The sequence below is a fragment of the Rhodoferax sp. ZS1R8 genome (genome assembly GCF_056521325.1).
Genome location: NZ_JBWMBA010000001.1, coordinates 42363 through 66566, shown reverse-complemented (window position 1 = coordinate 66566; position 24204 = coordinate 42363). Strand labels below are relative to the sequence as shown.

25 protein-coding genes and 1 riboswitch are annotated in these 24204 nt (G+C 61.1%); of the genes, 24 read left to right on the top strand and 1 reads right to left on the bottom strand.

Features of this window, described 5'->3' with window-relative positions:
* The first annotated feature begins 29 nt into the window (after nt 1-29).
* From AC097P_RS00305 to AC097P_RS00255, 11 genes are all read left to right on the top strand, one after another.
* Entirely contained in the window at nt 30-899 is an 870-nt protein-coding gene (locus AC097P_RS00305) for an HlyC/CorC family transporter (protein ID WP_479609440.1), read from the top strand.
* Complete coding sequence (gene lnt / locus AC097P_RS00300) at nt 892-2475, top strand: apolipoprotein N-acyltransferase (RefSeq protein ID WP_479608385.1); 1584 nt, start codon at nt 892-894, stop codon at nt 2473-2475. The genes AC097P_RS00305 and lnt overlap by 8 nt, the downstream gene beginning before the upstream one ends.
* A 26-nt stretch (nt 2476-2501) precedes the next feature.
* Nucleotides 2502-3410, top strand: a complete 909-nt coding sequence (glyQ, locus tag AC097P_RS00295; RefSeq protein WP_479608384.1) for a glycine--tRNA ligase subunit alpha — start codon at nt 2502-2504, stop codon at nt 3408-3410.
* Nucleotides 3374-5629: a glycine--tRNA ligase subunit beta gene (gene glyS / locus AC097P_RS00290; protein WP_479608383.1), complete on the top strand. Its 2256-nt coding sequence runs from the start codon at nt 3374-3376 to the stop codon at nt 5627-5629. The genes glyQ and glyS overlap by 37 nt, the downstream gene beginning before the upstream one ends.
* A 25-nt stretch (nt 5630-5654) precedes the next feature.
* Nucleotides 5655-6227 carry a D-glycero-beta-D-manno-heptose 1,7-bisphosphate 7-phosphatase gene (gene gmhB, locus AC097P_RS00285; protein ID WP_479608382.1) on the top strand — a complete coding sequence of 191 codons (573 nt, stop codon included), beginning with the start codon at nt 5655-5657 and terminating at the stop codon, nt 6225-6227.
* Nucleotides 6228-6290: 63 nt separating this feature from the next.
* Entirely contained in the window at nt 6291-7031 is a 741-nt protein-coding gene (locus AC097P_RS00280) for a lysophospholipid acyltransferase family protein (RefSeq protein ID WP_479608381.1), read from the top strand.
* Between the two features lie 12 nt (nt 7032-7043).
* Nucleotides 7044-7973 carry a M48 family metallopeptidase gene (locus AC097P_RS00275; protein WP_479608380.1) on the top strand — a complete coding sequence of 310 codons (930 nt, stop codon included), beginning with the start codon at nt 7044-7046 and terminating at the stop codon, nt 7971-7973.
* Nucleotides 7974-8157: 184 nt separating this feature from the next.
* Nucleotides 8158-8598, top strand: a complete 441-nt coding sequence (locus tag AC097P_RS00270; protein ID WP_479608379.1) for an Hsp20/alpha crystallin family protein — start codon at nt 8158-8160, stop codon at nt 8596-8598.
* Between the two features lie 32 nt (nt 8599-8630).
* The gene (locus tag AC097P_RS00265; protein ID WP_479608378.1) at nt 8631-9011 is read left to right on the top strand and encodes an Hsp20/alpha crystallin family protein; all 381 of its coding nucleotides are present in this window, start codon (nt 8631-8633) and stop codon (nt 9009-9011) included.
* 43 nt (nt 9012-9054) lie between these two features.
* A complete protein-coding gene (locus tag AC097P_RS00260) occupies nt 9055-10518 on the top strand; it encodes a DegQ family serine endoprotease (RefSeq protein WP_479609439.1) in 1464 nt (487 codons plus the stop codon).
* Between the two features lie 76 nt (nt 10519-10594).
* Nucleotides 10595-11104: a hypothetical protein gene (locus AC097P_RS00255; RefSeq protein ID WP_479608377.1), complete on the top strand. Its 510-nt coding sequence runs from the start codon at nt 10595-10597 to the stop codon at nt 11102-11104.
* Nucleotides 11105-11121: 17 nt separating this feature from the next.
* On the opposite strand, the gene AC097P_RS00250 is transcribed toward AC097P_RS00255, so the two are convergent.
* Complete coding sequence (locus tag AC097P_RS00250) at nt 11122-12186, bottom strand: MBL fold metallo-hydrolase (protein ID WP_479608376.1); 1065 nt, start codon at nt 12184-12186, stop codon at nt 11122-11124.
* 110 nt (nt 12187-12296) lie between these two features.
* On the opposite strand from AC097P_RS00250, the gene AC097P_RS00245 reads away from it, so the two are divergent.
* The 13 genes from AC097P_RS00245 (at nt 12297) to thiS (ending at nt 24201) form a co-directional block, all read left to right on the top strand.
* A complete protein-coding gene (locus AC097P_RS00245) occupies nt 12297-12722 on the top strand; it encodes a MerR family transcriptional regulator (RefSeq protein ID WP_479608375.1) in 426 nt (141 codons plus the stop codon).
* Nucleotides 12723-12768: 46 nt separating this feature from the next.
* Nucleotides 12769-13950 (top strand): isovaleryl-CoA dehydrogenase, encoded by a 1182-nt coding sequence (locus AC097P_RS00240; protein ID WP_479608374.1) that lies wholly within the window; start codon nt 12769-12771, stop codon nt 13948-13950.
* A 76-nt stretch (nt 13951-14026) separates the two neighbouring features.
* Complete coding sequence (locus AC097P_RS00235; RefSeq protein WP_479608373.1) at nt 14027-16051, top strand: LTA synthase family protein; 2025 nt, start codon at nt 14027-14029, stop codon at nt 16049-16051.
* Nucleotides 16052-16056: 5 nt separating this feature from the next.
* Entirely contained in the window at nt 16057-16719 is a 663-nt protein-coding gene (can, locus tag AC097P_RS00230) for a carbonate dehydratase (protein ID WP_479608372.1), read from the top strand.
* 70 nt (nt 16720-16789) lie between these two features.
* Complete coding sequence (gene aceK / locus AC097P_RS00225) at nt 16790-18685, top strand: bifunctional isocitrate dehydrogenase kinase/phosphatase (RefSeq protein ID WP_479608371.1); 1896 nt, start codon at nt 16790-16792, stop codon at nt 18683-18685.
* Nucleotides 18682-19080: a DUF6713 family protein gene (locus AC097P_RS00220; RefSeq protein ID WP_479608370.1), complete on the top strand. Its 399-nt coding sequence runs from the start codon at nt 18682-18684 to the stop codon at nt 19078-19080. The genes aceK and AC097P_RS00220 overlap by 4 nt, the downstream gene beginning before the upstream one ends.
* Before the next feature lie 49 nt (nt 19081-19129).
* Nucleotides 19130-19492, top strand: a complete 363-nt coding sequence (locus AC097P_RS00215; protein WP_479608369.1) for a hypothetical protein — start codon at nt 19130-19132, stop codon at nt 19490-19492.
* Between the two features lie 132 nt (nt 19493-19624).
* On the top strand, nt 19625-19894 hold the full coding sequence (locus AC097P_RS00210) for a type II toxin-antitoxin system Phd/YefM family antitoxin (RefSeq protein WP_479608368.1): 270 nt from the start codon (nt 19625-19627) through the stop codon (nt 19892-19894).
* Complete coding sequence (locus AC097P_RS00205; RefSeq protein WP_479608367.1) at nt 19894-20208, top strand: CcdB family protein; 315 nt, start codon at nt 19894-19896, stop codon at nt 20206-20208. The genes AC097P_RS00210 and AC097P_RS00205 overlap by 1 nt, the downstream gene beginning before the upstream one ends.
* Entirely contained in the window at nt 20208-20789 is a 582-nt protein-coding gene (locus AC097P_RS00200; RefSeq protein ID WP_479608366.1) for a hypothetical protein, read from the top strand. The genes AC097P_RS00205 and AC097P_RS00200 overlap by 1 nt, the downstream gene beginning before the upstream one ends.
* Before the next feature lie 31 nt (nt 20790-20820).
* A riboswitch (TPP riboswitch) is annotated at nt 20821-20921 on the top strand.
* Nucleotides 20922-21010: 89 nt separating this feature from the next.
* A complete protein-coding gene (gene thiC, locus AC097P_RS00195) occupies nt 21011-22885 on the top strand; it encodes a phosphomethylpyrimidine synthase ThiC (protein ID WP_479608365.1) in 1875 nt (624 codons plus the stop codon).
* Between the two features lie 30 nt (nt 22886-22915).
* Entirely contained in the window at nt 22916-23977 is a 1062-nt protein-coding gene (locus AC097P_RS00190; RefSeq protein WP_479608364.1) for an FAD-dependent oxidoreductase, read from the top strand.
* Nucleotides 23974-24201 carry a sulfur carrier protein ThiS gene (gene thiS, locus AC097P_RS00185; protein ID WP_479608363.1) on the top strand — a complete coding sequence of 76 codons (228 nt, stop codon included), beginning with the start codon at nt 23974-23976 and terminating at the stop codon, nt 24199-24201. The genes AC097P_RS00190 and thiS overlap by 4 nt, the downstream gene beginning before the upstream one ends.
* The last annotated feature ends 3 nt before the right edge of the window (nt 24202-24204 follow it).

The following is a 24204-nucleotide window of genomic DNA, read 5'->3' as shown; positions in this document are numbered from 1 at the left end:
AACAAAGGCAACCTGTTGCCCCCATGTCAGTGTCAGACCCACACCCCGCGCGTACGCCCGACAAAGAAGACAAGCGTACCTTTTTGCGCAAGCTGGCCGAGTTCATTCACCCAGGCCCCGATTCGACCGCCGAGCTCATAGAGACGCTGGCGGAGGCGGAGGACAACAACATCATCGCCGCCGATTCGCGCGTCATGCTTGAGGGCGTGATACGTATGGCCGACATGACCGCAGGCGATGTGATGGTTGCCGCCACGCGCATGGACATGCTCAATATCCAGTCCCCGATGGACGAGTTGATGCATACCGTCATCGACACTGCACACTCACGCTTTCCGGTTTACGAGGGCGAACGGGAAAACGTCATCGGTATCCTGTTGGCCAAGGACCTGTTGAAGCTGCAGCGCGCACCAGAGCTCAATATTCGCGCGCTATTGCGCCCCGCCGTGTTCGTGCCCGAGACCAAAGGCCTTAACGACTTGCTGCGCGATTTTCGCGGCACTCGCAACCACTTGGCTATCGTCATCGACGAGTTTGGCCGTGTGGCGGGCTTAATCACCATCGAGGACGTGTTGGAGCAGATCGTTGGCGAAATCGAAGATGAATTCGACATCGCCGAAGACGCAGGCGACATCTTTGCACTGGCCGACCGCACCTACCGCGTCAGCGGCGACACGCCCATCGAGCGCGTCAACGATGCCTTCTCCGTCGCCTTGAACGGCGCCGATTCCGAGCAGCACTTTGACACTATTGGCGGGCTGATTGCCCACCAGATGGGCCACGTGCCCAAGCGTGGCGAACGCTATTCGCTCAGCGGGCTGGATTTCCTGGTGCTGCACACCAAAGGCGGTGCCGTAAAGTGGTTCAAGGTCTCGCCTGCTGCGGATGTGGATGGCTGACGGCGTAGTGGAGACGGAGCCCGGGTCGCTCCGCCCCGAGTCTTCTTTGTTCAAGACTGCTATTGTTTTGGTAGCTGCTTACGCGCAGTCTGCGGGGGTTAGCTGGCCTTTTTCCTTTGGATTCGAAACCGGGCAGTCCGTGTGGTGGCTGCAGTGCGCAGCCTTGGGGGCGCTTGTAGGTGTGCTGCACCGCAGTGCCAGTGCGAAGGCGGCGGCGGCTTGGGGGCTGCTGTTCGCGACCACATGGTTGTGTGCGACGTTCTGGTGGCTATACATCTCCATGCACACCTACGCCGGGCTGAACAGTGTGTTGACTGCAGTTGCCATCGCATCACTGGCGGCAGCCCTGGGGCTGTACTACGCGGCAGCTTGCAGTTTGTACTGGCGCTTGAAAGGAAATAGTCCTTTGCTGGCCAGCCTGGCCTTCGCTGCGTTGTGGACGATGGCTGAGATGGCACGGGGTACCTGGCTGACGGGCTTTGGCTGGGGCGCCATTGGCTACGCGCACCTTACCGGGCCACTGGCTGTTTTTATACCCTGGCTCGGCGCCTATGGCGTGGGCGCACTTGCTGCATGGCTGGCCTGCGGAGCGGTGCTGGCCTGGCGCAGCGGAACGGTGTTGCGCGTTGCACTTGCGGCGGTGATTGGAATGGGCGCACTGGTGCCATTGGTGCCATTGATGCAGCCAGCCTGGTCGCAGGCGGCGGGCAGCCTGTCAGTGACGCTGCTGCAGGGCAACATCCCCCAAGATGAAAAATTCCAAAGTGGCTCCGGCATCCCATTGGCCTTGCGTTGGTACGGCAATGAATTGAATCGCAGCGCCACCGACTTGGTCGTTGCGCCTGAGACCGCGCTGCCCGTACTCCCCCAGGACCTGCCAGATGGCTACTGGGACGCGCTCGCTACCCGCTTTGCCAGGGGTGGTCAGGCCGCGCTGGTTGGTTCACCCTGGGGGAACATGCGAGAAGGGTATACCAACTCGGTGTTTGCCTTCAGCCCCAACCGGACGCAGGAGTGGCGGTACGACAAGCACCATCTGGTGCCCTTTGGCGAGTTCATTCCTCCGTTGTTCCGCTGGTTCACGCAGATGATGAATATCCCGCTGGGCGACTTCAACCGCGGCGCCATAGGTCAGGCCTCTTACCCGTGGATGGGCCAGCGATTGGCCCTGAACATCTGCTACGAAGATCTGTTTGGTGAGGAGCTGGGCGCACGCTTTCTGGACCCGGCCGTTGCCCCGACCATCTTCGTCAATGTCAGCAATATCGGCTGGTTCGGCGACTCGGTTGCCATCGACCAGCACTTGCAGATCAGCCGCATGCGGGCCTTGGAATTTGGGCGCCCCATGCTGCGCGCTACCAATACCGGCGCTACCGTCATCATTGACCACACCGGCCGCGTCACGCATTCCCTGCCGCGCTCCACCCGCGGCGTGCTGGTGGGTGAGGTCCAGGGCCGCACAGGCACCACACCGTTTGCATGGTGGGTGGCGCGCCTGGGCTTGTGGCCCATCTGGATAGCTTCACTTGCTATTATTTTGGTAGCTGCTTACGCACGGCGGACGAGGGCGGTCTAGTGGTTTCGCCCCTGTAAAATCGGGGCATGCTCACATTTCAACAAATCATCCTGAAATTGCAGGCCTATTGGGCCGACCAGGGCTGCGCGCTCTTGCAACCCTACGACATGGAAGTCGGCGCCGGCACCTCGCACACCGCGACCTTTTTGCGCGCCCTCGGGCCTGAGCCCTGGAAGGCGGCTTACGTGCAACCCAGCCGCCGCCCCAAGGATGGCCGCTACGGCGAGAACCCCAACCGCCTACAGCACTACTACCAGTACCAAGTGGTGCTCAAGCCCGCGCCCAGCAACATCCTGGAGCTGTACCTGGGCTCGCTCGAAGCGCTGGGCTTTGACTTGAAAAAGAACGACATCCGTTTTGTCGAAGACGATTGGGAAAACCCCACGCTCGGCGCTTGGGGCTTGGGCTGGGAAGTCTGGTTGAACGGCATGGAAGTGACGCAGTTCACCTACTTCCAACAGGTCGGCGGTATTGACTGCAAGCCCATCACCGGCGAGATCACCTATGGCCTGGAACGCCTTGCCATGTACCTGCAGGGCGTGGACAACGTCTACAACCTGACGTGGACCGATGGCCTGAGCTATGGCGATGTCTACAAGCAGAATGAGGTCGAACAATCGACCTACAACTTTGAGCACAGCGACGCTGATTTCCTGTTCACCGCATTCACTGCGCATGAGAAACAGGCCAAGCATTTAATGGAACAGCAACTGGCTTTGCCAGCGTACGAACAAGTGCTCAAGTGCGCGCACAGCTTCAACCTGCTGGACGCCCGCGGCGCCATCAGCGTCACCGAACGCGCTGCCTACATAGGCCGCATACGCAACCTGGCGCGCGGCGTTGCACAGAGTTATTACGAGAGCCGCGAGCGCCTGGGCTTCCCCTTGGCGCCACGCGAATGGGTCGCACAAATGCCGCCGAAGAAGGAAGCCTGATGGCCGCGGAAAAAATGAATATGACTACCAAGAACCTTCTCGTTGAACTGTTTGTCGAAGAGCTGCCCCCCAAGGCGCTCAAGAAATTGGGTGAGGCCTTTGCTTCCGTGCTGGTGGACGCGCTGAAAGCCCAAGGCTTGGCCAGCGCCGACGCAGCGGTCACCCATTTCGCCTCACCACGCCGTCTGGCTGTGCACGTTACCGCTGTTGCAGCGCAGGCCGCAGACAAGGCCGTATCGCAAAAGCTGATGCCGGTCGCCGTGGGTCTGGATGCCGCTGGCAACGCAAGCCCCGCATTGCTTAAGAAGCTGCAAGCTTTGGGTGCCGACGCCTCCGCCGTCGCGGGCTTGAAGCGCGCTCCCGATGGCAAGGCCGAAGCCCTGTTCTATGACAGCACTGTCAAAGGCGCCACGCTGGCCGTTGGCCTGCAGAAGGCACTGGAAGACGCCATTGCCAAGCTGCCCATTCCCAAGGTCATGACCTACCAGTTGGAAAGTGGTTGCGAACTGCCCGGATGGAGCAGCGTCAGCTTTGTGCGCCCCGCGCACAGCCTGATCGCTCTGCATGGTGCCGATGTGGTGCCCGTCCAGGCGCTGGGCCTCAAGGCCGGCAACAGCACCCAAGGCCACCGCTTTGAGGCCAAGGTTTCACCCGTGGTGCTGAAGGATGCGGACAGTTATGCAGTGACGCTTGCGCAAGATGGCTCGGTCATCGCCAGCTTTGTCGAGCGCCGCGCCGAGATTGTCCGCCAGCTGGCAGCCGCTGCGGCCAAGGTCGGCGGTGGCTGCAAGCCGATTGAAGACGACGCCTTGCTGGACGAAGTGACGGCGCTGGTCGAACGCCCTAACGTACTCATTTGCGAGTTCGAAAAAGAGTTTCTCGATGTACCGCAAGAGTGCCTGATCCTGACGATGAAGGCCAACCAGAAGTACTTCCCGCTGCTGGACGCGGCCAACAAGCTGACCAACAAATTTCTGGTGGTCAGCAACATCAACCCGGAAGACGCCAGCTTTGTAATCGGCGGCAATGAACGCGTGGTGCGCCCGCGCCTGGCCGATGCCAAATTCTTCTTTGACCAGGACCGCAAGAAGACGCTGGAGTCGCGTGTCGACGGCCTCTCCAAAGTGGTCTACCACAACAAACTGGGCAGCCAAGGGGAGCGCGTGGCGCGTGTGCGTGCGATTGCCAAGGCCATTGCCGCACAATTGGGCGATGCAACTTTGGTGGCGCAAGCCGACCAGGCTGCGCAACTGGCCAAGACCGATCTGGTGACCGACATGGTCGGTGAATTCCCCGAGCTGCAAGGCACGATGGGCCGCTACTACGCGCTGAACGACAAGCTGCCAGTAGCAGTGGCCGATGCGATTGAAGACCACTACAAACCGCGCTTTGCGGGTGACACATTGCCCCGTGGTGATGTGGGTGTCGTGGTCGCGCTGGCTGACAAGTTGGAAACGCTTGTTGGCATGTTCGGCATTGGCAATGTGCCGACCGGTGACAAGGATCCGTTTGCGCTGCGCCGCCATGCGCTGGGCGTGGTGCGAATGCTTGTCGAAAAAGATCTTGCACTTGATGTGGAGGATTTATTCACGGCGTGTGTAACAGTCTTCGATATAGAAGCGAAAAGCAATAGTGGCATTCGCTGGGGCTTGACGATGTTGATGGAAGGGCGCGATCTCCCTCGGATCAAAATTGATGAAGATACCGTCGCCAACCTGCTCACCTTCATCTACGACCGCCTGGCCGGCTCCCTGCGCGAACAAGGCTATAGCGCACAAGAGGTTGACGCCGTCCTCGCGCTGCGCCCCCAACGTCTGGGCGACGTGCCCAAGCGCCTGGCAGCCGTACGCACCTTCGCTGCTTTGCCCGAAAGCCCGGCCCTGGCCGCGGCCAACAAGCGCATTGGCAATATCCTCAAAAAGGCCGATGGCGCAGTCGACCCGCATGTCAGCGAAGTGCTGTTGCAAGAGGCCGCCGAAAAGGCCTTGTACGCCGCCATGCAAACCGTGCTGCCCGCAGCCCACAAGCAGTGGGAGGCAGGTGACTACACCGCGTCGCTGCAATCCCTTGCGGCGCTGCGCATGCCCGTTGACGCCTTCTTTGAAGACGTCATGGTCAATGCCGAAGCAATGGACCTGCGCCTGAACCGCTTGGGCCTGCTCAGTAGCTTGCACGTGGCCATGAACCGTGTGGCCGACCTTTCCAAGTTGGCCACTTAGCAACAACAAGCGGATGCCACAGCCTATGAAACTCGTCATCCTCGACCGCGACGGCACCATCAACGAAGACAGTGCCGACTTCGTCAAGTCCCCGTCCGAGTGGCAGCCGCTGCCCGGTGCGCTGGAAGCCATTGCCCGGCTCAACCATGCGGGGTGGCATGTGGTGGTGGCGACCAACCAGTCCGGCTTGGGGCGAGGTCTGTTTGATGTGGCATCGCTCAACGCCATGCACGCCAAGATGCACACCATGCTGGCAGCGGTCGGTGGTCGGGTGGATGCCATCTTCTACTGCCCCCATGCGCCTGACGAGGGCTGCCGCTGCCGCAAGCCGGAGCCGGGCCTGTTCGAGCAGATTGGCGAGCGCTACGGCATTTCGCTGAAAGGTGTTCCAGCCGTGGGGGATGCCCCGCGCGACTTGGTGTCTGCCGTTACGGCCGGTTGTGAACCACACTTGGTCCTGACCGGAAAAGCCGTAGCCTTGGGCGGACGGCCCTTGCCCGAGGGCTATCCGGCCGATACCGTTGTGCACCAGGATCTGGCGGCCTTTGTCGAATACCTGGTCATGCAGGACATGCGCCCTTCCCAGTACGATCTGTAGCGCTCCACTTTTGGTAGCGCCATAACTAATGAATACGAGGGCTAAAGGCTCATTTTTCTAACTATGTCCTTTTTTCGATCGCTCGTACACATGGCTTGGATGGTGCTGACCGTGATTCCCTACACGTTGGCCATCATTGGTGTGGCGGTGCTGCGCTTGGACCGCAGCTACCGTTACCGTATCGCGTCCGCCTGGCTGGGCTTGAGCAGTATCGGAAGTGCGCGCGTGCTGCTGGGCATACACACCCGGGTCACCGGCATGGAGAACCTTCCCACCGGCCAGAAGAGCCCCGCCGTGCTGCTGGTCAAACACCAGTCCACGCTGGAGACCTTCTTGATGCCGGCGTTGATGCCGCATCCTTTGGCCTACGTCTTCAAGAAAGAACTGCTCTACGTGCCGTTCTTCGGCTGGGCAATCGGCCTGCTGGACATGATTTATATCGACCGCAGCCTGCGCACCCAGGCCTTTAAAAAGGTCGTGTCGCAGGGTAAGGAGAGGCTGGCACAGGGCACGTGGATCATCATGTTCCCGGAAGGTACACGCATGGCACGCGGCCAAAAGGGCGTCTACGAGACCAGCGGCACGCGTCTGGCTGTGCAGACCGGCGCACCGGTGATCCCGATTGCGGTGACGTCAGCCAAATGCTGGCCGCGCAAGGCCTTCATCAAGACCCCCGGTGTGGTGGATGTATCCATCGGCAAGCCCATTCCTAGCGAGGGCCGCCACCACAAAGAGCTGATGCAGGAGGTGGAGAACTGGATCGAAGCCGAGATGCGGCGCCTGGATCCCGAGGCTTACCAGTGATGGGTACCCACCATGCGCGAATTTTTCCAGTACACCTTGGACCTGTTTGACGCGCTAGCCCCCGTGGCGCGCCCACAAGCCGCTCCTGAAACTATAGCGCCTGCAGTTGCCCACCCGGTTGCACCGCCTTCCCCCGGCGTCAGCCACAAGCTGGCCCAGCCGCTGGACCAGGCTATCATTCCAGCGACCTTCACCCACCCGCGCGCCAACCGCGAATTGCGGCTGGGCGATGCCACGGTAGGCTATCTTTTCCAGCGCGCCAAGCGGCGCACGATAGGTTTTGTTGTCGGGCCGGACGGTCTGGTGGTGCGTGCGCCCAAGTGGACACCGATATTTGAAGTGGAAGCTGCGCTGCACGAAAAATCGCAGTGGATTACACGCAAGCTCGGCGAATCGCGCGAGCGCCAGGCCCGCCAGCACGAGGCCCGCATTGACTGGCGCGATGGCGTGGTCTTGCCCTGGTTGGGCGACAGCATCCAGGTGGTGCTGGACCCGGCCCACAACTTCGGCGCGGTCGGTGCACAACTGGACGCTGCAGCGCACGGTGCACAGCCCCGCGCGCTGCGCGTGGGCCTGCCCAAGACCGCCACGCCCGAGCAGATCCGCGATGCCGTGCAGGCCTGGTTGATGCGCCAGGCACGCCAGCATTTTCTGGAGCGCCTGACCCACTTTGCACCGCAACTGCAGGTGCAGTGGACCAAGCTCAGTCTGAGCAATGCCGGCACCCGCTGGGGCAGCGCCAAGTCCGACGGATCCATCCGGTTGAACTGGCGCCTGGTCCACTTCCGCCCGGCGGTCATCGACTACGTCGTCGCCCATGAGCTGAGTCATCTGCGCGTCATGGACCACAGCTCCCGCTTCTGGGACACCGTGCGCAGCGTGGTGCCCGACTATGCCGAGCTGCGCGGACAGCTCAAGGATGACGCGATACCGAAGTGGTGATCGGTAACTAGCGCCTCCTGCTACCACGCAGCAGCGCCGTGGATGGGCGCAGCCACGTGTCCAGACGATGCGGTCCACTCGACTGCATTTCGGCTCAATGTCGGCCCTTGAAATCAAAAAACAGCGCCCCAATTTCTCGCCATGAAGCCGCCGGACGGGCCGGCGGCCCTCTTGGAGACCAGCTATGTACCGAACCTACACATCCAGTGATCTGCTGTCGGAGTTGGGTCGCCTGCAGCGCCAATTCCAACGGTATGCGGGCACCACCACGTCCAACATCCGCGGCGAGGGGCGCACCGATTTTCCGGCCTTGAATATTGGCGGCACACCCGACTCGGTGGATATCTACGCATTTGCGCCGGGCCTGGACCCCAAATCGATTGACGTGACCATAGAGCGTGGCGTGTTGACCGTGTCCGGCGAGCGCCAATCCGACCTCGCGCCGGAGAGTCGGGATGCGGCCGTGCACATCCACGAGCGCTTTGCCGGCAAGTTCCGCCGTGCCGTCAGTCTGTCCGATGACGTGGACCCGACGCAGGTCACCGCCCGGTATGTGGACGGCATCCTCAGCGTCAGCGTCAAGCGCCGCGAGTCGGCACAGCGCCGCCAGATTGAAATCCAGTAGCGAAACCTCGTACCACTGAAGGAGCAGTAACCATGATCGAAAAGAACATCAGCAAAGAGCAGACCAGCGACTCCGGCGAAGACGGCGCCACAGTGCCCTTGGTGGACGTGGTGGAGGATTCCTCAGGCATTACGCTATATGCCGACTTGCCGGGCGTGCCCAAGGACAAGCTGCGCATCCGTGTGGAGTCCGACACGCTGTTCATCGATGGCGACGTCAGCCTGCCCTGGGTCAAGGACCTGCAGGCCAGCCACGTCGAAGTGCCATACCCCCGGTACCGGCGCACGTTCACGCTGGGCAAGGAGTTGGACCGCAGCAAGGTGGCGGCCGAGTTCCGCAACGGGGTGTTGCGCCTGCACATTCCCAAGGTGGAACATGTCAAACCACGCAAGATAGAAGTGCAAGTGGCTTGATACGCCGCGCGCACGTTTTGTTTTGGAGTTGCCAATCATGGAAGTGAGGAAAAAAACATTCATCCAATGGGGCATCGCCTGCGCGGCGTTGTCGCTCGCAACCGCGTTTATGGGCGGCTATGCGTACTCTCAAAAGACCCAGAACCACGGCGACACGGCCGCCCAGGTGCCTACGGCATCCGCACTGGTTACCCATGCGGGGGCGGCGCTGCCGGATTTCTCGGACATTGCAGCCCAGCAGGCGCCTGCCGTGGTCAACGTCAGCGTGTCCGGCAAGGTCAAGGCCGCGTTCTCGGGCTTCCCCGGCTTTCCGCAGATGGATCCGAATGATCCGTTCCAGGAGTTCTTCAAGCGCTTTCAGGGTCCACGCGGGCGCGGAGACATCCCAACGCACGGACAGGGCTCGGGCTTTATCGTGCGGTCCGACGGCGTGGTGCTGACGAATGCGCACGTGGTGTCGGACGCGGACGAGGTGATGGTCAAGCTCAGTGACAAGCGGGAGTTCAAGGCCAAGGTCATAGGCATCGACAAGCTCTCCGATGTTGCTGTGCTGAAGATCGATGCCAAGGACCTGCCCGTCGTCAAGATCGGGGACCCCAAGCAGAGCCGGGTTGGTGAATGGGTGGTGGCGATAGGCTCGCCCTTCGGTTTTGAGAACACCATCACCGCAGGCATCGTGTCCGCCAAGTCGCGTACTTTGCCGGACGACGGTTATGTGCCCTTCTTGCAGACCGATGTGGCCATCAACCCCGGCAACTCGGGCGGCCCGCTGTTCAATATGCGTGGCGAAGTGATTGGCATCAACTCGCAGATCTACAGCCGCAGCGGCGGCTACCAGGGCCTGTCATTTGCCATACCCATTGATGTGGCGATGAAGGTCGAACGGCAGCTGCTGGACCATGGAAAGGTCAGCCGTGGGCGCTTGGGTATCTCCATCCAGGAGGTCACGCCCGATCTGGCCGAATCGTTTGGGCTGGACAAGCCCCAGGGCGCCCTGGTCAGCTCGGTGGAGAAAGACAGCCCTGCCGAGCGGGCGGGTATCGAGCCCGGTGATGTAATCACCCAGTTTGACGGCACGACGATCAGCCGCTCGGGCGAGCTGCCGCCCCTGGTGTCGGATGTGTCGCCCGGTTCCCGCGTCACGGCCCAGGTCTGGCGCCGCGGCAAACCCCGGCAAGTGTCCATCGCCGTGGGCGAGATCGGTGGCGCAACCGCCCAGGCAAAGGCCACGGACGAGGACAAGGGCAAGCTGGGCCTTGCAGTGCGGCCGTTGACGCCAGCCGAGCGGCGTGAAACCAAGGTGCCGTCGGGCCTGGTCGTGGAAAGCGTCGCAACCGGCCCTGCCCAGAGCGCTGGTCTGCAGCCCGGCGACGTCATCCTGTCCGTGGACGGAGAAATGGTGTCCGACGCAGAGAAGCTGCGGGTACAGGCTGCCAAGTCCGGTAAACATGCGCTGCGCGTACTGCGCGGCGATAACACGTTGTTGGTACCCATCAGCCTGGGTTAGGCGAACAGCCACCCGGTTGAGGCGCCGTGCGCTGCATCTGCGGCGCACGGCATGCACGATGGAGGAGAAGCAAACCATGCATTCAGGAGTGCACGGCAAAAACCAGAACCCCATTTCCTACCCTACAGACTTGCGTCGCCCCGCCGGCCCTGGGGCGGCGCGCACCCCTTGGCAGGACCCCACAGCCCGATCGCTGCCGCAACTGGTAGGCGCTGTGTTTTGTGCAGCACCTGAGCAACTTCGGGTGCAGATGCTGGAGCATCTGCTGCGCCCCTTGGGCCTGCTGTCTCTCGCGGCGGTTGCCCAGGGCAGATTTGCGAAGATCCGCTTACGCCATGGGCGGCCAGACGCCGCGATCCGCCCGGACGATGTGTCGGGTATCACCATGGCCGACATCACCAGCCTGGTGGAGCATGTGCTGCAGGTGGATGACCGCGTCGTCTACGGACTGGCGTCGGTGGTGCAAGCTGAGCCGGCCCTGCGTGGCGTCGATGCAGCGGGCGCGTTGATCCAGCGCCTGCGCGAGCGCCCGGCTACGGGCTGGGGTGCCGATGGGGTGCAGCCAGCTGTGCCTGTGTGGCACTGAAGCACGCAGGGCCTTGGTTAGGCCGCCGCAGTGGGCGCAAAGCGGTAGACGCCTTGCACATCCTGCGTGCGCTGCAATTTGCCGTCAAACCACAGCGCATGCAGATGCGCCACGGCTTCGCCCATCGCAAACGTGGTCTGGTGCATGTCCAACTCGCGTTTGAACATCACCGGCAGTATGTCAAAGGCACTGCAGGCGCGCGCGGTGCACGCGTCCATCACCTCGGCCAGGCGGTCGCGGTGGTGGTCGTGCAGTTGCTGGATGCGGGTGTGCATGCCGGTGAAAGGCTTGCCGTGTGACGGCAGCACCAGCGTGTCTTCAGGCAGCGCGCGGAATTTGTCGATGGAATCCAGAAACTGAACCAACGCATTGGCTTCGGGCTCCTGCTCGTAGACGCTGACATTGGTCGATATGCGGGGCAGCATCATGTCGCCGCCGATCAGCACATTCAGCTCCGAGCAGTACAGCGCAATATGTTCCGGCGCATGGCCATAGCCGCTGATACAGCGCCACGCGCGCCCACCAATGTTCAGCACCATTCCGTCCATCAGCCGCCGGTACTGGGGTGGCACGGAGGGCACCAGGGACGGAAAGTAGCCGGTGCGGCCCTTGATCTGCTCCACGGCTTCGGGGCTGTTCAGCCCGTGGGACGCGAAATACTCCGCCGCACGGTCACCACCAAAGCCGGTCGGCCCCATGCAACCCATGCGCGCCACTTGGTAGTCGGTGGCGCTGATCCACAAACGGACGTTCCATTTTTCGCACAGCCAAGCGGCCAGGCCAATGTGGTCGGGGTGCATGTGTGTGACGATGACTCGCAGGATGGGCAGGCCTTGCAGTTCGTTGGCAAATATCGATTCCCACTGGGCCTTGGCCTCGTCGCGGTGGATACAGCAATCAACGATGCTCCAACCCTCCACACCGTCTATGCAATCGCGCAGCAGCCACAAATTGATGTGGTTCAGCGCAAAGGGCAAGGTCATGCGTATCCACTTCACGCCAGGTGCCACTTCCAGCGTGCCGCCCACGGGCGCCAGCGCCTCGCCCAACGGGTAGTGGAGCTGCATTTCCAGTTCGTTCATGTGGAGGGTGCCTTTTTATTACATAATTGACGTTTACGTAAACGTCAACAAAACGGGCATTCTAGGCGGCGTCTTTTGACGGCACTGTCGCCCTTGTTCACTCAGGATCCATGAGCACAACCTACAGCATTGGCGATCTGGCGCGCGAGTTCGATCTGACCACCCGCGCCATCCGGTTTTACGAAGATCTGGGCCTGCTGGAGCCCAAGCGGGTTGGGCCCGGTGGCCGTTCGCGCGTCTACAGCGGGCGTGACCGCACGCGGCTCAAGCTGACGCTGCGCGCCAAGCGCCTGGGCCTGTCGCTGACGGAGGCCAAGGACATCATCCAGATGTACGACAGCCCGCGCGACACCGGTGCGCAACTGCAGAAGTTCCTGGACGTGCTGGCCGCCCACCGCTTGCAGCTGGAATCGCAGATGACCGACCTGCAGGCCAACCTGGACGAACTGAAGGTCCACGAAAAAGAAGCCCGCGCCCTGCTGGCCAAGGCTACCAAGCCTGCCGCCAAACCGACCGCCAAGAAGGTCAAGGTCTGACCCCCCATCGCTACCCAAACCATATAGAGCAACAGGAGACAACACCATGAACAACCTACCCGGCCTGAACTTCCAACTCGGCGAAGACATTGACGCGCTGCGCGATGCCGTGCGCGAATTTGCCCAAGCCGAGATCGCCCCCCGCGCGGCCGAGATCGATAAGACCGACCAGTTCCCGATGGACCTGTGGCGCAAGATGGGCGACCTGGGCGTCCTGGGCATCACCGTGGGTGAGGAGTACGGCGGCGCCAACATGGGCTACCTGGCCCACATGATTGCGATGGAAGAAATCTCCCGCGCGTCGGCCTCAGTGGGCTTGAGCTACGGCGCCCACAGCAACCTGTGCGTCAACCAAATCAAGCGCAACGGCACAGATGCACAGCGCGCCAAATACCTGCCGAAGCTGATCAGCGGCGAGCACGTGGGCGCTTTGGCCATGAGCGAGCCCGGCGCTGGATCCGACGTGCTGAGCATGAAGCTCAAGGCTGAAGACAAGGGTGGCTACTACCTGCTCAACGGCAACAAGATGTGGATCACCAATGGCCCCGACGCCGACACGCTGGTGGTCTACGCAAAATCAGAGCCCGAACTGGGTGCGCGCGGCGTCACCGCCTTCCTGATCGAGAAGGGCATGCCCGGTTTCAGCATCGCGCAGAAGCTGGACAAGCTGGGCATGCGCGGCAGCCACACCGGCGAGCTGGTGTTCAACAACGTCGAAGTTCCCCACGCCAACGTGCTGGGCAGCGTGAACGGTGGCGCCAAAGTGCTGATGAGCGGGCTGGACTACGAGCGCGCCGTGCTGACGGGTGGCCCGCTGGGCATCATGCAGTCGGTGATGGACAACGTCATCCCCTACATCCACGACCGCAAGCAGTTTGGCCAGAGCATTGGCGAATTCCAGTTGATCCAGGGCAAGGTCGCCGACATGTACACCGTGCTGCAGGCCGGCCGCGCCTTTGCCTACACCGTGGCCAAGAACCTGGATTTGCTGGGCGTGGAGCACGTACGCCAGGTCCGCAAGGACTGCGCCTCCGTCATTTTGTGGACTGCCGAGAAGGCAACCTGGATGGCCGGCGAGGGCGTGCAGATCTTTGGCGGCAATGGCTACATCAACGAATACCCACTGGGCCGCCTGTGGCGTGATGCCAAGCTGTACGAAATCGGTGCCGGCACATCGGAGATTCGCCGCATGCTGATTGGCCGAGAGCTGTTCGCTGAGACAATGTAGTCTGTAACCCACCACCGTCGCCCATTGCATGTGGCGGCCTGGGTGGAGCATAGCCCACATTGACCATCTCGCCTTGATGAATCCCAGCATCGCACGAACACTGAAAACTCTTCTGCATGGCACCCTGCGTGGCCTGCTGCGGGCATGGGTGTTGGTGTTGCCTTTGGTGCTGGTGCTGTCCGCGATCCGCATGGGGCAGCTGGCGTATTTTTGGCCTACGGGTTACCAGGCGAGCAACGCCGACCTTGTCACGGTACTTTTGCAGGGCTTTCGCTTTGATCTGAAGGTCAGCGCCGTCGCAGTCTTTTTGCTGCTGTTGGTGGCGTTGCCCTGGGTGTCCGCCAAGCTGAACGCGCGGGTTGCTGCGGGTGTTGCGTTCTTCTACGTGATGCTGTCCCTGGTCAACCTGCATTACTTTGGTTTCTACAAAACACCGATCGATTCATTGGTGTTTGGCCTGGTGGAAGACGACACCACCGCCGTACTGCAGACCATCTGGCATGACTTTCCGGTGGTGTGGACGCTGCTTCTGGCGGTGCTGTTGACCGTTGTTGCCGTGGTGCTCCGCCGCTGGTTGGTGGCGCGGATCAAGCCTGATACCGCACTGCAAGCCCGTTCCGCCGCCGTCCAGATGTTGCTGGTGGCTGTGCTGTTTGTCGCGCTGGCCTTCGCTGGCAAGGGCACGTTGCGCCAGATGGCCTTGCAGCGCCAGCACCTGACCGTCACCACCTCCCAATTCCTGAACGACATGGTGCCCAACGGCCCCATCGCCCTGAAATACGCGTGGGACAGCCGGGGCGAATCACAAAACCTGCAGAACCCGCTGGCCGGGCTCAAGGCCATGGGATTTGATTCACCACTGGCCGCTGCCCAGGTGCTGGGCATGCCGCATAACAGCGAAGCGGAAGTCAGAGCCGCACTCACCGCCCACGAAGCACTGCCTGCGGATAGCCCGAAGAAAAACCTCATCTTCTTCCTGATGGAGTCTTGGAGCGCCGAGCCGCTGCTCTACCAATCCCCCAAGTTCGACGTGCTGGGCCGTATGGCGCCCACGCTGGACAAAGCCTGCCATTTCAGCAATTTCGATTCGGCCCAGCCCGGCACACACCCCTCGCTGGAGGCCATTCTGTTCTCTACCCCGATCACGCCTTTGACGATGGGCGATGTCGGGCGCAAGCCGATTCCCTGGGCTATTCCCAAAGTGGTCAGGGATGCTGGCTACCAGACCCTGTTTGTCACATCGGCACGCTCTGGCTGGCGCGACCTGAACCGCGTCTTGGCCGTGCAGGGTTTTGACGAAGTGGTGGATGCCAACACCCTGAAGGAACAGTACCCCGACGCCAACCTGGGCATCTGGGGTGTGTGGGACAGCTATGTCTTTAAGTACCTGGCCAAACGCCTGGCCGCCCAGCCCGCCGACAAACCCATCTTTGTGTTCGTGCTGACCAGCACCAACCACCCCCCCTACGACCTGCCGGCTGACTACCAGCGTGTGCCGCGCGACATGGCGTTGTGGAAAGGCGAGACCACGTCCGACACGCTGCTTCTGAACCTGGATACCTACCACTACGCCACCGACCTGCTGGGCGGCTTCGTGCAGGATGTGCAAAAAGGGCCGCTCAAAGGCAACACCATCGTCGCGGCCACGGGTGACCACAATGTGCGCTCGTTTGGCCTGTATGCCGACCCCTCCCGCCGCTACCTGCAGCGCCAGGTGCCCTTTGTGATCTGGGGCGAAGGGCTGGCCTGCGGCCCGCAGCAGGCTTTACCGGCCAGCCACCGGGATATGTTCAATACCCTGCTGCCCCTGGTCGGCGTCGATGGCCCTTACGTCAATGCCGGGCGCAACCTGCTGCGCGCACCACAGGGCTCGAACCCGCTGGAGGCTCCGCGCGCCATGTTCTTCACCGGCGAGGTGCGCAATGCCCAGGGCCTGTGGCAGTTGGGGAACAAGAATTCTTTCGCTTGCAGCGCGGCACCTGCGGCGGCCGATGCCGCATCGGTGGCTCACTGCCAGTTCAACGCGTTAGATGACCAACAGGAGCGGGCCCGCTACGGCCTGCTGGACTGGAACGTTCGCAATTCACTCAACAGGAAATAAGCTCGATGGCAGACAAACTCACCGACCTCTTTGCCCACAACCGCGCGTGGGCCGCCCGCATGGAGGCCGAGCGCCCTGGCTTTTTCACCAGCCTCAAATCCCAGCAAAAGCCCAAGTACATGTGGATAGGGTGCTCCGACAGCCGTGTGCCCGCCAACCAGATCACGGGTCTGGAGCCGGGTGAGGTCTTCGTGCACCGCAACGTGGCCAATGTGGTCGTGCATTCCGACCTGAACGCGCTGTCCACGATCCAGTTCGCCATCGACCTGCTCAAGGTGGAGCACATCATGGTGGTCGGCCACTACGGCTGCGCCGGCGTGCGCGCCGCGCTGGAGGGCGCACGGGTCGGCCTGGCGGACAACTGGCTGCGCCACATCCAGGATGTGCGCGACCGCCACCGCCATTTGCTAGAGGCACTGCCCGAGCATGGCCGAGCGGACGCGCTATGCGAACTCAATGTCATCGAGCAGGTCGTCAATGTGGCACAGAGCACCGTAGTGCAGGACGCTTGGGCGCGCGGCCAGGGTGTGACCCTGCACGGCTGGGTCTACGGCCTGCAGGACGGCCTGTTGCAAGACCTGCACATGACGGTGAGCGGTACGGACGACCTGGACGCGCTGTACCGCCAGGCACTGTCGGGCGTGCGCCTGATCGCCCGCCACGAGTAGGCATGTGCAAAGGAAACTAGGCTCTAGCCCCCGTGCGCCTTGCTCATACAGCTATTAAAAAGTGAGCAATATGTTTCCTGCGCGCCTGGACTCTTCCATTGCTTATGACATCGCCAAGGCGATGATGGACGGCTTCAACCGCCACTACCAGCTGTTCCGCACCGAGTCGGCCCGCGCCAAGCACCGCTTTGAGACCGCCGACTGGCACGGCCAGCAGCGGGCGCAGCGTGAACGTATCGAGTTCTACGATCTGCGGGTCACAGAATGCTCCCGGCGGCTGGAGCGGGAGTTCAAGGCTGGGGACCAGCCCATGGACATCTGGCAGCAGATCAAGCTGCACTACATCGGCCTCTTGGTCAACCACCACCAGCCCGAGTTGGCAGAGACCTTCTTCAACTCGGTTACCACCAAGATCCTGCACCGCAGTTATTTCCAAAACGATTTCATCTTCGTGCGCCCGGCCGTCAGCACCGAGTACATCGAAAACGATGAGTCGGAAAAGCGCCCCACCTACCGGTCTTACTACCCCACCCGTGACACCATGACCAGCGTGCTGGTGGCCATGGTCCAAGACTTTGACCTGCAGCGCCCCTTTGACAATCTGGAGCACTACTGCGGCCTGGTGCAGCAGGCCATGATGGAGCGCCTGGCGGACGCCAAGCTGCGCGCCAACTTCCAGATCCAGGTGCTGACCGGGCTGTTCTTTCGCAACAAGGGTTGTTACATCGTTGGGAAACTGATCAACGGCTTCAACGAGTTTCCGTTTGCGCTACCCATATTGCACACGAAGAAGCCCGCTGCTGCTCGCACGGCAGACGACCGCAATGCAGCTGGTGACGCCGCTGAAGATACCCATGCACAGCGCTCCAAACTGGTCATAGATGCGGCACTGTTTGGCGAGGACGACCTCCTGATGCTGTTCAGCTTTGCGCGTGCCTACTTCATGGTGGACATGGAGATCCCATCCGCCTATGTGCAGTTTTTGCGCAGCATGATGCCGCGCAAACCGCGCAACGAAATCTACAACGCACTGGGCCTGGCCAAGCAGGGCAAGACCCTGTTCTACCGCGACCTGCTGGCCCATCAACGCCACAGCACTGACAAGTTCCGCATCGCGCCCGGCATCAAGGGCATGGTCATGCTGGTGTTTGACCTGCCATCGTTTCCTTACGTGTTCAAGGTCATTAAAGACTATTACCCGCCCCAAAAGGACACGACCCGCGAGCAGATCAAGGGCAAATATTTACTGGTCAAGCAGCACGACCGCGTGGGCCGCATGGCCGATACGCTGGAATACAGCGAGGTCGGGTTTCCGCGCGACCGGTTTAGCGACGAGCTGATTGCCGAGATCCAGAAATTTGCGCCCAGCCAGCTGGAGATCAGCGACCGAGATGGTGATGGCACGGTGGAGGTCATCATCAAGCACGTCTACATCGAGCGGCGCATGATTCCACTGAACATCTACCTGCAAGAGGCGTTTGATGCGGGTGGCGCGGATGCCAACAACCAAAGCCCGGCCGCAGTCCGCGCGCGTGAGCAGATTGAACGCGGTGTCGTCGAGTACGGCAACGCCATCAAGGATCTGGTTGCCGCGAACATTTTTCCCGGCGACATGCTGTGGAAGAACTTTGGCATCACCCGCCACGGCAAGGTCGTGTTTTACGACTATGACGAGATTGAATACATCACCGACTGCAACTTCCGCAATGTGCCCGAGCCGCGCAACGAAGAGGACGAGATGTCCGGCGAGGTCTGGTACAGCGTAGGCCCCAAGGATGTGTTCCCCGAAACCTTTGGCCCCTTCTTGCTGGGTAACCCCGCTGTGCGCAGCATCTTCATGAAACACCACGCCGACTTGCTGGAAGCCTCGTTCTGGCAGGCCCACAAGGACCGCATCCAGGCGGGGCACGTGCACGATGTCTTTCCGTATGACAAGGAGAAGCGGTTCAGGCCGCCAATACCGTGACCTACACCACCCGCCTGCAATGGATCTTCCTGGCCAATGCCACGGTGCTGATCACACACCAGATAGACGCCGCGTTCTGGCATGAGTGGGAGCTGTTTCTGATCCCCGGAGGCAACCAGATAAATTTGCTGCTGAATATTCCCATCATTGCGCTGGTGCTCTATGCGAATAGTCGGGTGGTGGTTAATATACGCACAGGGATGTTCTTCTACAAGTTGTTGGCAGCTCTGGGTTTTCTGACCTGCGCCACCCACGCCGGATTTATTCTGGCGGGGAGTGAGGCGTTTGTGCAACCGATGTCGATTGCGCTGTTGGTTGCTACGTTTGTTCTTTCGCTCTGGCAGTTGTTGGCTTTGCGACGGATTGCGAAACCACTTGCACCCGTTCATCCATGACGATTAGTTACCCACGAGTTTGCGAAAACTACTTCACCACTTTACCGCCATGAAAATTAAACGGTCCTGGAAATCCTATCTCGGCGCGGGCGCGCTAGCAGTCGTGCTTCTCGTCATTTTGAACCCGGAGATTCGCGCGCTGCTCCTGCTTGCGGATGCAGTGGGTCTTGAAGTCCTATTCTTCATGGTGATTGCGCAGTTTCGCAACTATTGGCCTATGGTGCGGGTCGTCGTTGAGCCCGCCGTCACAGCGTTCTGCAAGCTGTCGTCTGGCGTTGGCGTATTGTCAATCCGGGCTCTTCAGTTGACGTTGCCAATTCGCCCGTTTACTGGTCTGTTAGGGCCTGTTTTCATCGCGTTGTCGTATGGCGTGCGGTGCCCCACTGGCAAACTGAATTCAGAGCGAAGCTGACGCATCTCTCAATCGTCACCCAGGTTTTTGGCTGGCCACGGACGCCACGAATTGACATGAATTGCGGTTGGGCGACGCTTGTTGCATTGTTAATGGCTAAAATGGCTAACCGCTGTTTCTGGAGTTGATGCCATGCAAGTTACCGCAACCGAAGCCAAAAATCGTTTTGGCTACATCTGCGCCCAGGCCAAGACCGAGCCGGTCTTCGTGGAGAAAGATGGGCGGATCGACAGCGTCATCTTATCGGTTCAGCAATTTGAAGCGCTGAAGTCTGCCGAAAAAAACAAGACACTGAGTGCTCGGCAAAAGGCCTTCAACCAAACCCACAAAGCATGGATTGAAGAGCAGAACGTTCGCTTTGAGAAAAACGGGTTGTGGTGTGACGATCTGCGCGTCTGGTAATGCAGTACGACGTCTACCCCAACCCCAGTCCCCGCATGCGGGACAGTTACCCGTTTGTGGTCGATATCCAAAGCGACCTACTCAAGGCGCTGGCTACCCGCATGGTGGTGCCATTGGCGACGACATCGCTCCCCGCAACCAGTTTGCCGCGCCGCCTGTGCCCAGTGCTGGTTGTTAAAGGTCAAAGCCTGATGATGGTGCCTTTCGAGGCTGCTCCGCTGGACAAGCGGCATCTCAAAAGCAAGGTTGTTTCAGTGCGGGAACATGCGAATGACATTGTTGCGGCGATGGACGCAGTCATGAGCGGTGTTTGATGGAAGAAGATGTACAGGTTTTCTCGCTGGGTTTTCCTGGTTTCGCAATTGAGTTTGACGTCAATAAAAAGGAATCGAGCGCATTCACGCACCGATTCGGCGCACATAGCGAAGCCTATGTCTTCGCAGTTGCAGACATCTGGGTGCAGGTCGAAAAAGTCCGGTATCTCCTTGTTCCCGGGCGGCATCCGTGTAACCTGATTGAGCTTTTGAAGGGCGTTGAAATCCGTATTCGCAATCCGGAGATGCTGGAAGGCTTGGAGACATTCCTCCTTCGTGGACATTGGGGAGAATGGATGCATGGGTACTGGGAGCGACTGATGACCGACTCCCCGACCGCAGATGATGAAACACTGTATGACCGGCTCATTTCATTGTCTCTATTGGACGGCAAAGGCGGACATGTTGTCGCGTATCGCTACAACGGCTTGCCAACGATAGAAATCGCAACCAGGCGATTGTCAAAAGAAACTCCTGTCTATGTTTGGTCCGCATTCACCCCTGAACGGTTGGCGCGGGAGGTGCACGAACTTCGGGAGGCCATCTCGATGCACGTTAGGGACACAATGCGAGAGGCATAACAAAGTGCTCGTATTCGCTCTGTCGTACACTCCGCCCTGCCCGGGGTGCGCAGTGGTTGCGCTGAGATGGATTCCAAACCCGTGAACTTGATCTGGTTCATACCAGCGTAAGAAGTGCAGAGTAGCCAATGGCCGAGCGCCGTTCGGGCTGCATCTTTTCAGGGTTTGCGGGGCTGGTGTTTTCTTGTTGTCTTCGGGTGAATACCTCAGGAGACATTCCAGTGAACGCACCCGACAAATTAGCCCAGTTCATCAGCCTCACCCGCGAGCCGCTTCCTGCTTCCACCAAACGCTATCTGCCCGGCAGCCGCCCGGATATCCGCGTGCCGATGCGCGAAATCATGCAGAGCAATGGCGAGGCGGTCACGGTGTACGACACTTCCGGTCCGTATACCGACCCCGCGGCCAACATTGATGTGCGCCAAGGCTTGCCGCTGGTACGCCAGAGCTGGATTGAGGGTCGGGGTGATACCGAGTTGTATGAAGGCCGCAAGCCCTTTGCATTGGACGATGGTCTGAAGAATGGCGAGACCGACGCGCTGGCCGCGTTGCGCGCCCAGGCTGCTGGCCTGCAGCGCCAGCCGCGCCGCGCCCGCAGCGGCGCCAATGTGTCCCAGATGCACTATGCGCGCAAAGGCATCATCACCCCCGAGATGGAATACGTGGCCATCCGCGAGAACCAGAAGCTCGAATGGATGGAGCAGTACCTGGGCAATGCCGAGCGCGAGGCGCGTTTGGCGGGCAATAGCTTTGGCGCCAGCATCCCCAAAATCATGACGCCCGAGTTTGTGCGCAGCGAGGTGGCACGTGGCCGCGCCATCATCCCGGCAAACATCAACCACACCGAGTTGGAGCCGATGGCCATTGGCCGCAATTTTCTGGTCAAGATCAACGCCAATATCGGCAACTCGGCCGTCACGTCCAGCATTGAAGAAGAGGTTGAAAAACTGGTCTGGTCCATCCGCTGGGGCGCAGACACGGTCATGGATTTGTCCACCGGCAAAAACATCCACACCACACGCGACTGGATTGTGCGCAACTCGCCCGTGCCCATCGGCACCGTACCGATCTACCAGGCGCTGGAGAAGGTCGGCGGCGTGGCCGAAGACCTGACGTGGGAAATCTTCCGCGACACGCTGATCGAGCAGGCCGAGCAAGGCGTGGACTACTTCACCGTGCACGCCGGTGTGCGCCTGGCCTTTATCCACCTGACCGCCAACCGCGTGACCGGCATCGTGTCGCGTGGTGGCTCCATCATGGCCAAGTGGTGCATTGCCCACCACAAAGAGAATTTCATCTACACGCACTTCGATGAGATGACGGAGATACTGAAGGCCTACGACGTCAGCTACTCGCTGGGCGATGGCCTGCGTCCCGGCAGCGGCGCCGATGCGAACGACGAGGCCCAGTTTGCCGAGCTGCGCACGCTGGGTGAGCTGACCAAGAAGGCCTGGCAGCAGGACGTTCAGGTCATGATCGAAGGACCGGGCCACGTACCCATACACATGGTGCAAGCGAACATGACCGAGCAGCTGAAGCACTGCGACGAGGCGCCTTTTTACACGCTCGGGCCACTGACCACCGACATCGCACCGGGCTACGACCACATCACCAGCGGTATTGGCGCGGCGATGATTGGCTGGTTTGGCACGGCGATGCTGTGCTACGTGACGCCCAAGGAACACCTGGGCCTGCCGGACCGCGAAGACGTGAAGGTCGGCATCATCACCTACAAGATTGCCGCCCACGTGGCCGATGTGGCCAAGGGCCACCCGGGCGTGCGGGCGCGGGATGATGCCTTGTCCAAAGCGCGGTTTGAATTCCGCTGGATGGACCAGTTCAACCTGTCGCTGGACCCGGACACCGCGCGCAACTTCCATGACGAGACGTTGCCCAAAGACTCGTCCAAGGTTGCCCATTTCTGCTCGATGTGCGGCCCCAAGTTCTGCTCGATGAAAATCACGCAGGAAGTGCGCGAATACGCAAAAAATAAAGGCGTTACCGACGAGCAGGCATTGAACGACGGCATGCAATCCATGTCAGACACTTTCAAAAAGTCCGGCAGCGAGATCTATATCCCCATCAGCAAGGGCTGACCCACCGGGCGAAGCGAACGGAGAACCAAAATGCATATTGGTATTGCGGGTGCGGGTTTGTTGGGGCGCTTGTTGGCGCTGGAGCTCAGCCGAGCGGGGCACCGCGTGGACGTGTTCGACCCGGCCAAGGGCCCCGGCCCCAAAACCGAGTCGGACAGCGCTGCCGCAGCTTGGACGGCGGCCGGCATGCTCAGCCCCGTGGCCGAGCTGGAGTGTGCGGATGAGCGGGTGTTTGCGTGGGGCCTGCGATCCTGTTACCTGTGGCCGTCCATCGTGCATGGCCTGGGCGAGCCGGTGGACCTGAGCCTGCACGGCAGTCTGCTGCTGGCCCACCGCGGCGATGCCGGTGCGGCGCAGCGTGTGGTCAGCTTGTTGCAGTCGAAAGCTGGGGCGCCCTACCAACCCGAGTTGTTGGATGCCGGGCGACTGGCGGAGCTGGAGCCATCCATCCACGGCCCGGCTTTGAGTTGGCTGCTGCCTTGCGAGGGCCATATCCACACCGTGCAAGCCATGCAAGCCCTAGCCGCGCAGTGCACGCGCCAGGGCACGCACTGGCACTGGAAGACTGTGGTGGAAGCGGTGTTGCCGGGCGAGCTGCAATTGCGGCCGCTCAAAGGGGCCACGCACGGCTGCGAGAGCCTGCGCTTTGACCACGTGTTTGATGTGCGGGGCATAGGCGCCCGCCCGCAGTTGCCGGTGCGCGGCGTGCGGGGTGAGGTGTTCTGGCTGCATGCGCCGGGCGTCAAGCTCGGCCGCGCGGTGCGCCTGATGCATCCGCGGCACACCGTCTACATCGTGCCCCGCCCCGACGACATGCTGGTGGTGGGGGCCAGCGAGATCGAAAGTGAAGACCGCTCGCCGGTGTCGCTGCGCAGCACGCTGGAGTTGTTGAGCGCTGCACACAGCGTGATCCCTGAACTGGCCGAGGCACGCGTCGTGCACTCCGAGACCAACCTGCGCCCCGCCTTGCCGGACAACCTGCCGCTGCTGTCGCGCGGGAAGGGCATTACCCGCATCAACGGCCTGTACCGCCACGGCTGGCTGGTGGCGCCGGCGATGGTAGAAGAGGCGCTGGCGGGGGGCTTGCTGTGAGTGCGAACCTTGTCGAGGCCGGGCCCATTGGCGTGGTCGTAAACGGCATTGCGCAGACCACCACCGCACGCACGCTGGCGCAGTGGTTGGATTTGCAGGGTCTCAGTCCGCACGCCGTGGCGACCGCATTGAACAGCCAGTTTGTGCCGCGTACGGGGCGGGCCGCGCAGGTCCTGAGCGAAGGGGATGCCATCGTCACCTTCCAACCCATTGAAGGAGGGTGATAC

What these genes read in the sequence shown, in the direction of transcription:
- glyS (WP_479608383.1), top strand. Translation starts at nt 3,374, where the DNA reads ATGGGTCGCACAAATGCCGCCGAAGAAGGAAGCCTGATGGCCGCGGAA.
- glyQ (WP_479608384.1), top strand. Translation starts at nt 2,502, where the DNA reads ATGCTCACATTTCAACAAATCATCCTGAAATTGCAGGCCTATTGGGCC.
- AC097P_RS00215 (WP_479608369.1), top strand. Translation starts at nt 19,130, where the DNA reads ATGAAAATTAAACGGTCCTGGAAATCCTATCTCGGCGCGGGCGCGCTA.
- AC097P_RS00255 (WP_479608377.1), top strand. Translation starts at nt 10,595, where the DNA reads ATGCATTCAGGAGTGCACGGCAAAAACCAGAACCCCATTTCCTACCCT.
- AC097P_RS00190 (WP_479608364.1), top strand. Translation starts at nt 22,916, where the DNA reads ATGCATATTGGTATTGCGGGTGCGGGTTTGTTGGGGCGCTTGTTGGCG.
- AC097P_RS00280 (WP_479608381.1), top strand. Translation starts at nt 6,291, where the DNA reads ATGTCCTTTTTTCGATCGCTCGTACACATGGCTTGGATGGTGCTGACC.
- gmhB (WP_479608382.1), top strand. Translation starts at nt 5,655, where the DNA reads ATGAAACTCGTCATCCTCGACCGCGACGGCACCATCAACGAAGACAGT.
- AC097P_RS00245 (WP_479608375.1), top strand. Translation starts at nt 12,297, where the DNA reads ATGAGCACAACCTACAGCATTGGCGATCTGGCGCGCGAGTTCGATCTG.
- aceK (WP_479608371.1), top strand. Translation starts at nt 16,790, where the DNA reads ATGTTTCCTGCGCGCCTGGACTCTTCCATTGCTTATGACATCGCCAAG.
- AC097P_RS00205 (WP_479608367.1), top strand. Translation starts at nt 19,894, where the DNA reads ATGCAGTACGACGTCTACCCCAACCCCAGTCCCCGCATGCGGGACAGT.
- AC097P_RS00250 (WP_479608376.1), bottom strand. Translation starts at nt 12,186, where the DNA reads ATGAACGAACTGGAAATGCAGCTCCACTACCCGTTGGGCGAGGCGCTG.
- AC097P_RS00240 (WP_479608374.1), top strand. Translation starts at nt 12,769, where the DNA reads ATGAACAACCTACCCGGCCTGAACTTCCAACTCGGCGAAGACATTGAC.
- lnt (WP_479608385.1), top strand. Translation starts at nt 892, where the DNA reads ATGGCTGACGGCGTAGTGGAGACGGAGCCCGGGTCGCTCCGCCCCGAG.
- AC097P_RS00235 (WP_479608373.1), top strand. Translation starts at nt 14,027, where the DNA reads ATGAATCCCAGCATCGCACGAACACTGAAAACTCTTCTGCATGGCACC.
- AC097P_RS00275 (WP_479608380.1), top strand. Translation starts at nt 7,044, where the DNA reads ATGCGCGAATTTTTCCAGTACACCTTGGACCTGTTTGACGCGCTAGCC.
- can (WP_479608372.1), top strand. Translation starts at nt 16,057, where the DNA reads ATGGCAGACAAACTCACCGACCTCTTTGCCCACAACCGCGCGTGGGCC.
- AC097P_RS00200 (WP_479608366.1), top strand. Translation starts at nt 20,208, where the DNA reads ATGGAAGAAGATGTACAGGTTTTCTCGCTGGGTTTTCCTGGTTTCGCA.
- AC097P_RS00265 (WP_479608378.1), top strand. Translation starts at nt 8,631, where the DNA reads ATGATCGAAAAGAACATCAGCAAAGAGCAGACCAGCGACTCCGGCGAA.
- AC097P_RS00270 (WP_479608379.1), top strand. Translation starts at nt 8,158, where the DNA reads ATGTACCGAACCTACACATCCAGTGATCTGCTGTCGGAGTTGGGTCGC.
- AC097P_RS00210 (WP_479608368.1), top strand. Translation starts at nt 19,625, where the DNA reads ATGCAAGTTACCGCAACCGAAGCCAAAAATCGTTTTGGCTACATCTGC.